The organism is Mesorhizobium sp. M0991 (assembly GCF_040318915.1).
Lineage (GTDB): Bacteria > Pseudomonadota > Alphaproteobacteria > Rhizobiales > Rhizobiaceae > Mesorhizobium.
In genome coordinates, this window is the sequence record NZ_JAMYNE010000018.1 from 109,498 (window position 1) to 117,356 (window position 7,859).

General features: G+C 58.3%; 7 protein-coding genes and 2 pseudogenes. 3 read left to right on the forward strand and 6 right to left on the reverse strand.

Going from position 1 to position 7,859, the window contains the following annotated elements; genetic code table 11:
• Positions 1-182: 182 nt before the first annotated feature.
• The 4 genes from NKH70_RS24115 to NKH70_RS24130 form a co-directional block, all read right to left on the reverse strand.
• Positions 183-938, reverse strand: coding sequence for a DUF899 family protein (locus tag NKH70_RS24115; RefSeq protein ID WP_352721323.1), 756 nt, complete (start codon positions 936-938; stop codon positions 183-185).
• A 643-nt stretch (positions 939-1,581) separates the two neighbouring features.
• Positions 1,582-2,934 carry a hypothetical protein gene (locus NKH70_RS24120; RefSeq protein WP_352721321.1) on the reverse strand — a complete coding sequence of 451 codons (1,353 nt, stop codon included), beginning with the start codon at positions 2,932-2,934 and terminating at the stop codon, positions 1,582-1,584.
• Between the two features lie 207 nt (positions 2,935-3,141).
• Positions 3,142-3,834, reverse strand: coding sequence for an RNA polymerase sigma factor (locus tag NKH70_RS24125; RefSeq protein WP_352721319.1), 693 nt, complete (start codon positions 3,832-3,834; stop codon positions 3,142-3,144).
• Positions 3,835-4,399: 565 nt separating this feature from the next.
• Positions 4,400-4,651 carry a DUF6074 family protein gene (locus NKH70_RS24130; RefSeq protein ID WP_352917337.1) on the reverse strand — a complete coding sequence of 84 codons (252 nt, stop codon included), beginning with the start codon at positions 4,649-4,651 and terminating at the stop codon, positions 4,400-4,402.
• Between the two features lie 430 nt (positions 4,652-5,081).
• Here NKH70_RS24130 and NKH70_RS24135 point away from each other — a divergent pair, with 430 nt between their 5' ends.
• From NKH70_RS24135 to NKH70_RS24145, 3 genes and pseudogenes are all read left to right on the forward strand, one after another.
• Positions 5,082-5,297, forward strand: a complete 216-nt coding sequence (locus NKH70_RS24135; protein ID WP_353026207.1) for a helix-turn-helix domain-containing protein — start codon at positions 5,082-5,084, stop codon at positions 5,295-5,297.
• Between the two features lie 343 nt (positions 5,298-5,640).
• On the forward strand, positions 5,641-5,907 hold the full coding sequence (locus tag NKH70_RS24140) for a BrnA antitoxin family protein (RefSeq protein WP_352721340.1): 267 nt from the start codon (positions 5,641-5,643) through the stop codon (positions 5,905-5,907).
• Positions 5,908-6,063: 156 nt separating this feature from the next.
• A pseudogene (locus NKH70_RS24145) lies at positions 6,064-6,708 on the forward strand (metallophosphoesterase family protein); the annotation flags it as partial.
• Here the strand turns inward: NKH70_RS24145 and NKH70_RS24150 are convergent.
• Together NKH70_RS24150 and NKH70_RS24155 are read right to left on the reverse strand one after the other, a co-directional pair.
• Positions 6,704-7,171: pseudogene (locus NKH70_RS24150) on the reverse strand (adenylate/guanylate cyclase domain-containing protein); the annotation flags it as partial. The pseudogenes NKH70_RS24145 and NKH70_RS24150 overlap by 5 nt on opposite strands.
• 432 nt (positions 7,172-7,603) lie before the next feature.
• Positions 7,604-7,859 (reverse strand): hypothetical protein (locus NKH70_RS24155; RefSeq protein WP_353026204.1); only part of this gene is annotated, 256 nt, incomplete at its 5' end.

Below are 7,859 nucleotides of genomic sequence, written 5' to 3' on the forward strand. Positions count from 1 at the left end.
AATCCTTAGTAGCGCTTTCTGGTGAGACGCTACAATTCGCAGGCTCGCGTCGAGCGCTACGGCTGCGGAGGGCGGCATGGAGACGAACCATGTGTCCGGCGGGAACATGGCTGTTCATGACCCTACCACCGGGTTTGCGACAGAGCCGACGAAATGTCCCGGATCAGCAAGTCGCAGAGGGGTCAGCTCTCATTCGCAACATCCTGTCCCGCATATTCCACCTGTTCATCGAAGTCCGGCCGGCCCTCGGGCATCAGGTCCATCATGTTCCACAGCGGCTCGATCGTGCCCTGCTGGCGCGGATCCTGGCCAGGATCGGACTCGGCGTACATCATTTCGGACGACCAGAAATGGCGGATACCATCTGGCGTCTTCTGGAAGACATGGGTCATCGGGGCGAGTTGCCCGTCCTCAAACAGTGCGTTGAAATCCTGCTTGAACGTTGTGCCGACAGCCGAAAGCATGTCGAGGTTCCTCCAGCCGCGCTGGTTTGCAAAAGCCTGTGCGCGCTCCACGGGCGCTTGCGTGACCACCGCAAAATTGAAGCCGGCGGCACAGAAATGGTGCGCCGCGCCGTTCAACTGGTCGAGCAAACCCGTGCAGGAAGGGCATGGCGTTTCCTCACGAGGCAGGTCGGCAAAAAGGCCGGTCGAGGGCTGCGGCCGATCGTCCAGCGCGTGGCGTGGGAACATCATGTTGTAAATCAACAGCGATGTCGTGCCTGGTGCAAACAGGTCCGACAGCCTCACCTTCTGCGGCTTGCCGTCCGCGCCGATTCGCTCGAACTGATAATCCATCTCGACCAACGGCCCAGGCGGCTGAGCACGTCGCTCGGCGGCTACTGCCTCCATCTGCCGGCGCAGCGCGATTTCGGATTGCAAGAGCCTGTCGCGCGCGGCGCGATAGTCGGCGCTCTCGCCCTTGAAGGTGACACCCATGACTCGACCTCCCGTGCTCGCCTCCCGCATCGGCTGATCCACCATACTCGAAGATTATGATTAGGTACGATGCCGGCCGTTGAGCAGCCGCAGGCTCCTGCCAGACACTGACGCCGTATGGCAATCGACAGTCGCTGTCGAAAACCCCACGTCCCACAGTTCGTCCACAGTTGTCATATCGTTTGGAATCACTGCCCTCCTGTCTGCTTGCGGGCCAGTTCCGCTCCGAGAGATGCTCGTTAACGAGCTTTCCCAACGCGAAGGCCTCGTCGAGCGAAAGCAACACGGTGTCGGGGTGTTTAACCGTGTTGGAACATTGACCACTGTCTTCGAAGAAGCGCTCGCATTAATCACTGCGGACGATCTAAGGTTAGCAATAATTTAGATCGTCGGATGCGACGAGCGCTAGAGGGTACTATCCTCTCGAGGGGGCAGGGAGTGAGTCGAGAGAGCAAGCCGCAGTATTGGTCGGCGCTGATCAAGCAGCTCCGTCATGAGGCCGCATCGGCCACTGCCGATTTCAGCGCGAATGATGTGCCTGCCCTCTGTAACCGTCTTGGCCTCGGTGATGGCGATAGGGAAGAGTCCTTCAAGAGCAAATACAAATACGCCGAGCGCAACGCCGACGCCGTCAAGTGCTGGGTCAAATCGACTTGAGGTACTCGATCAGATCACTCTTTTCCTGATCGGTCAGATCAAGGCCCAGATGGTCGTCATAATGCTTGATGACTTCATTGAGGGTGGCGAACCGCCCGTCGTGGTAGAAACCGCCCTTGTGGATTTTTTCCGTGTTCCAAAGTGCACGCAACGATGCCGTCCTGTAACGCTCGTCCGGGGATCGCATTGCCTGGAAATCGTCGATCCCGATCTCATCGGCCGTATGCAGGTTCCATCCCGGCTCGGTGAATAGTGGCGGCACGTGGCAAGTGCCGCATTTGGCCTTGTCGTTGAAAAGTGCCTCGCCTTTCTCCGCCGCCGCACTGTCGAAGGCGCCCTCGGGCGGCTTCGGGGTCGGCAGCGAAAGCTGATAGAAGTGAAGCGCCGGCAGCTTCGCCGTGATCCGGTCTTCCTCGTCCTGCTTGTGGCCCTGTTTCGTTCTCGCTGCGACCGGATACTTCTCTGCATCGTCCAGGCGCGGATCGTAGAAAACGCCTTTGCCGTGCATTTCGAGATTGCCGACATAGGCGTTCCAGTAGCTCACCGTGCCCCAGGCTCCGGTCCATGTATGGTTGTTCACGCCGGCCAATCCGAAGGCGGGTGGATTGAGCGTGGCGGCCGTCTTGCCGTCCGGCCGGAATGCCTTGCCGTCGAGGTTCAGTTCAGCATCGAATTTGCCAGGGCCCCATGCTTCCACCGCCTTCTTCACCTCCGCTTCGGATATCTGCAGCATTTCGGTGAACGCCGTGAGGTCAGGCGCCAATGCAACGACAGCGCCTATATTGAGGTCGCGGTTCGGCCAGCCGTCCAGCCTATGCCCGATGCCTGGCGCATATGCGTCGTCAACGGTCGAATGGCACACGGCACATTGTATGCCGACCGAAGTCAGCGTCTTTCCGTCCTCGGCGAAGAACCCGGTCACCCCGACAACGGCATTGGCTTTGAGCAGGAGAAGCGTGCTTGCAGGATCGGTAAGGTCGACCTCACCTTTGTCGAGAGCTGCAGCCACATCCTTCGGAATTGCATTGACATCGACCTTGAGGCCAAGTTCGAGAGCCATTTCCGGACTGAGGCCAGGTCCGACCCCGCCCAGTTTCTCCCCGGCGATCGCCTCATGGAGCTTGAGCTTGCCGCCCCAAAACTCCTCGCTACCAAAGGTATCGAAACGGAAAGTCTCGCGACCTTCCTTGAGATATCGCTTGGCCTGCTCGGCCGCGGCGGCGTCAAAATCCTTTCCGCTGACCGATCCTTTTGCGCCCGTCTGGGCAGCGGCCGGAATCAAAGCCGCGGAGACCAGAATGACCAAGGAGACACCAATACGATTGAACCGTGCTGACACTGCCTTGTCCTCCCGAATATTGTTTTCCAGTTGGTCTACCCGTTCGGCGACGTCCCGATTGCGTGGCTACCGAATCTGGCTGACAATATTGGATGACCGAACCGTCAAAACGTTCCCGCGTCCGGCGCGAAAACCGATCGATCGATAGAGCATGGACCTTCTGCCGGCATGGGAGAGAGAGGCGCAGAAAGACCTTCCGTCACGCAGTCAGGCTGGAAAACGAAGGCGATCTATAACGGTGTCGATTAGTCGCTCGCAGCGTCGGCCCTTGAAGGGGAAGGCATTGAGCAGCACGGGGCCAATCTGCTCGTCTAGCTCTTGGCGAAGGAGACGGCGAGCGCGATGGAGCCGCGTCCGCACTGTCTCGGGACGCACGCCGAGCAGTTCCGCTGTCTCGTCATTAGAGAGTCCTTCGATTGCTCGGGCAATAAGAACAACGCGGTAGGCGGGGGGCAGCCTATCGGTTGCCTGTTCGACCAAGCTCAGGATTTGTCGTTGCGCCACCGTTCGCTCTGCGTCCCCGGAATGCTTGTCGAGAGCAAACTGTATGACTTCGGCATTGGCCCGTGCCGCGGATTTTGCAAAAGCTGTCGCGCGCCGACTCCTTCGCAAGCGTCCTAATGCCTCGTTGACGACGATCCTGCAGAGCCATGTCGACAATGCCGATTCTCCTCGAAACTCGGCAAAGTGGGCGAAGGCGTTGACATAGGCTTCCTGAACGATGTCCTCGGCTTCGCTGTCGTCGTCGGCCAATCCACGCGCGATACGGTAGAGGCGCTGGTTGTGCATCTGCATGATGGTTCGTAATGCGTCCGCGTCGCGCGCCAACGCGCGGCGGACCAGTTCCACATCTTTGGAATTGCGCCCGTCATCGCCCCTGTCGATGCGTGGGTCGGACATGACAACTTATCTAATGACCAATTCGGTGCCGTCACAGCAAAAAAAAGGTCCTAGTCGACTCGTTCATCAGTGGAAGGCAACAGGCAATCAAACACAGCGGCGAGAAGCAAGCCGACGGCGCCTATCATGCCGACAGTGCTATGACGCTTCATTACCCGCCTCCAAGCACAGCATCCATCAAATGCCGGCTTTCCGTCTAAGAGCAGTCATACGCGCTTCTAGGAAATGAAGGTCGCCTTCGGGTCACGAGCGCTGGTTGGGCCCAATGTCCGGTTTCTGGAAGGAAAATGGGTCCCGGAAGGTCAGGATTGGGTCAGGTCACGACTATGCCCGAGCCGACCTGAATGTCCGCTCCTGAATGTCCGCTCCTGAAGAACCGCAGCCTGAAGCTGCTAGTCCGCTGTCGGCCCAAATAGGTCGTTCATTGTCTTGGCGCTGAGCGTCGGCAATTGGGCGCATTGTGCTGTTTCGGCGTAGAAGCCTTGCATTTGACGGGATGCAGTGGTGGCACGCTTGCGGAGTCCCAGGGTGTCTCCACGCGGCGATCCTTCCTGGTGAGCCGATGCTATCGTGCAAGTTTCGCAGCGCTGCGGGTGGCTATGTCGGCTAAGACAACATGAAGAAGCGTTCCAACTTCCTGTTCGGCGACCTCGGGTGCGATTCCTGATTCGGACAGTTGAACGAGAATTGTCTTGGCGGTGCTGCGCCAGAAGGCATTCGCGTCCTCCCCGTTCTTGGATTCCAGGACCCGGGCGATCCCTTCGACCAATTTCCGCCGCCGATGCAGCGGAAACGCGCTTATGTTTGAATCACCCATCGGTCACCTCATCCCTTCAGTCTCGCGAATAGCATTGGCGGGTTAAAAAATTTGGTTAACAGCGCTGCAGTGGTCGGGCTCGGTGGATTGTGCCGCATAAAGCCACTGGTCGCGGCGGCATGGGCGAGTTCGAGTTCCTGTTCAAGGACCCATTGGCGATGATGAGCCGCGAAGGATCGCGCAGGGAGTGATTTGGGCAGGCAGGATCTTGGACTTGATCAGAACCAGGCAAGCCGCCATATTCCGATCCGGCTGCCAATTTCAGGTGGCCCATTCCATGACGAGGCCGATCCGGCCGAATCGACGCTCATTTATTTGATTTGCTGGGAGCGCCAGGTCGGGAGGAAATCTCCCGATTGTAGCGGGCATCCTGTTCTTTTTGGAGGTGTCTATGAAGGATTCGCGCATTCCCGAGACAGTCTTAACGGCTATGTCAGAGGGGACCCACATCATCCGCGCTTATCGTGAGCACCTTGGATATTCGATCGAGGACCTGGCGGTGGCGTGCGGGCTAGCCGCTGAGGAAATTCAAAACATCGAGTCGGGTCTGAGGTACAATAAGGGCTATCGGGATCGGATCGCGAGATCGCTGTCCCTACCTGTGGGAATTCTTGAGGCGGAGTCGGACATATTGGACGCTGCGTGATCAATGGGTAATCCGCAAGTGAGTCGAATATCCGTTTCCTTGTGAGTGTAGTCTGCGACTGATAGTCGAAGCATTGAACCATGCGCTTCCGACCAGATGGATGGAATGTTGGAGGGTGCTGCCGACATGCTTGATTCCCTCTCTGAGATGGTTGGCCGAGAATAGGCCCAAAGGACTGCGGGCTTTTGACCGGCCCCTAAAGTCACCTTTGCCTATCCTGCCGGCCTGTCGTCCGGCCTTTTTCTTTTTTGTCCCATCGTTCGGTGGCCTGCGGCACATGGGTTATGGTTGCGCATTCGCACAGTCCCGCTCGACAAGCATTATGACCAGTCAGGATCATAAAATGGCAAATCCTCCACGCCGACCCACAAATCCGATGGCAGCCGCCGAAGCCGCCTTCAAGCCGATCAAGAAGCCGGCGGTGCCGGTTCGCGAAACGGCGGCTGCTCCAAATGTCAGAGAGCTTGTCTCGATTAGGATCGATAGGGCCGTGCTGGACCATTTCCAGGAAGATGGGCCGGGCTGGCAGGATCGGATCAACGACACCTTGCGGCGCGCTATCTCCAAAAAACCGACCAATGCGGATGACAAACGATCAAACGACTACTGATCGGCATGGCGCCGATAGCGGCGACGCAGATGGATTTGAAACGGAAGCGTAAAGCGTAAGCGATTGCGCACCTTTTGGACAACCAACAACGCGTATCCTGGAATTTTTGCATCGGGCCGCGGCCGAACCCTCTATGCTCTGTGGGCGGAGACCCGAATGGCATTTCGATTCCTACACACGGCCGATATTCACCTCGATTCGCCGCTGCGTTCGCTGGCGCTGCGAAACCCTGATCTTGCCGAACTCGTCGGAGACGCCAGTCGCCAGGCGTTTGTCGGAATCGTGGATCTCTGCCTTGCCGAGCGTGTCGATGCGCTCGTCATTGCCGGCGATCTTTACGATGGCGAACAGACGTCGATGAAAACGGCGCGGTTCCTCGCCTCGCAGATGACACGCCTCCACCAGGCCGGCATCAGGGTTTTCAAGATCCGCGGAAATCACGACGCCATGTCGAGGATTTCGAAACAGCTCGTCTTTCCCGACACTGTGACGATCTTCGGCGGCCGTCCCCAGTCTCTGCTGCAAACAGCTGGCGGGCTGGACGTCATGTTCCACGGATTGAGCTTCGCGAACCCCAAGGCGCCTGAAAGCCTGCTCCCCAAGTATCCGGCCGCCCGGGAAGGGGCGGTCAATGTGGGCATCATGCATACCAGCCTTGCTGGATCACCCGGCCACGACGTCTACGCCCCCTGCAGCGTTGCTGATTTGCACGACCATGGTTTTGACTATTGGGCGCTTGGGCACATCCACGCGCGCCAAGTCCATCCTGGAGCGAGCACGGTGGTGATGCCGGGAATGCCGAATCGAGGGGCCAATCAAGCTTGCCCTGCAGATGGTCAAAGGCCGTGCCCGATACGATCACGCCGCCCGGGTCAGCGAGTTGCTGCAACCGAGCGGCGATATTGACGCCGTCGCCATACACATCGCCATCCACGAGCGCCACATCGCCAAGATTTATCCCGATGCGGAACACAATCCGCTCATGCTCCGGCAGTCCACCATTGCGAACGGCCACAGCTTTTTGAATTTCGGCTGCGCAGATTACCGCATCGACCACGCTGTCGAAGACGACAAGTGCGCCATCTCCTAATAGTTTGACAATTCGACCCTGGTGCCGAGCGATCGCCGTATCGGTTACGTCGGCCCGGATAGCTCTCAGGCGTCCGATGGTGCCAGCTTCGTCAATTTCGATCGCCGTTGAATAGCCGACCATATCCGCTGCAAGGATCGCCAGCAGTTTCCGGTTCAATGGAGGGACGATCATCATCCGGCCCCGGACCCAACATGGCTAAAATTGTACACCTATCGCGGCGCCCTGACGAGCCCGCCCGGCCAAAGCCAGGAGGTCGTCCATTAGCCCCGGTGGTCCGAAAGGTCGCTTCTGGCGCACAGCGGTCAGACGAGGCTGGACGCAAGGGCCGGCTATCTTGTCCAGTCATCTTGAAAGCTGACAGTCCGGTTCCGGCCCCTTCCAGGCATTCACAATGCCGGCCGATCGCCGATCTGACCGCCAGAGGCTGTTGACGTCGAAAACACATAAGCCGCTAGATGTTCCCCTTTTGTGCTTCCAAAAGTCGCATAAACAGGCAGTGTGGAACTCGAACATTCCGGCTCATTGTTTTTGCGGATTCCGCTCGTGGAAGAGCTGGGTGGAGCAGAACCGTCGGCGTTTCATGAATGCGGATTTCCGCATCACCTAGCTCGATTTGATCCGTGACCGCCGGATATCGTCGATGCGGGAGTACACTCGCGCGCATGATTTCGACGAACGCGGCGATCTTTTTATCCGCATTGAGAAACCTTGCATTTGACGGATGCAGGTGGTGTTACGCTTGCGGAGACCGGGTATCTCCACGCGGCAATCCTTCATATTGACCGGCGGTCTGTATGCCCATTTCAGGAACACCGGCTCGATGATTCCCAGCACGCTCCAAGCACCCGACTTCCCGGCA

Bases quoted from the DNA above. Each gene is read 5' to 3' on its own strand.
- NKH70_RS24115 (WP_352721323.1), bottom strand. From the start codon at position 938: ATGGGTGTCACCTTCAAGGGCGAGAGCGCCGACTATCGCGCCGCGCGC.
- NKH70_RS24125 (WP_352721319.1), bottom strand. From the start codon at position 3,834: ATGTCCGACCCACGCATCGACAGGGGCGATGACGGGCGCAATTCCAAA.
- NKH70_RS24130 (WP_352917337.1), bottom strand. From the start codon at position 4,651: ATGGGTGATTCAAACATAAGCGCGTTTCCGCTGCATCGGCGGCGGAAA.
- NKH70_RS24135 (WP_353026207.1), top strand. From the start codon at position 5,082: ATGTCAGAGGGGACCCACATCATCCGCGCTTATCGTGAGCACCTTGGA.
- NKH70_RS24140 (WP_352721340.1), top strand. From the start codon at position 5,641: ATGGCAAATCCTCCACGCCGACCCACAAATCCGATGGCAGCCGCCGAA.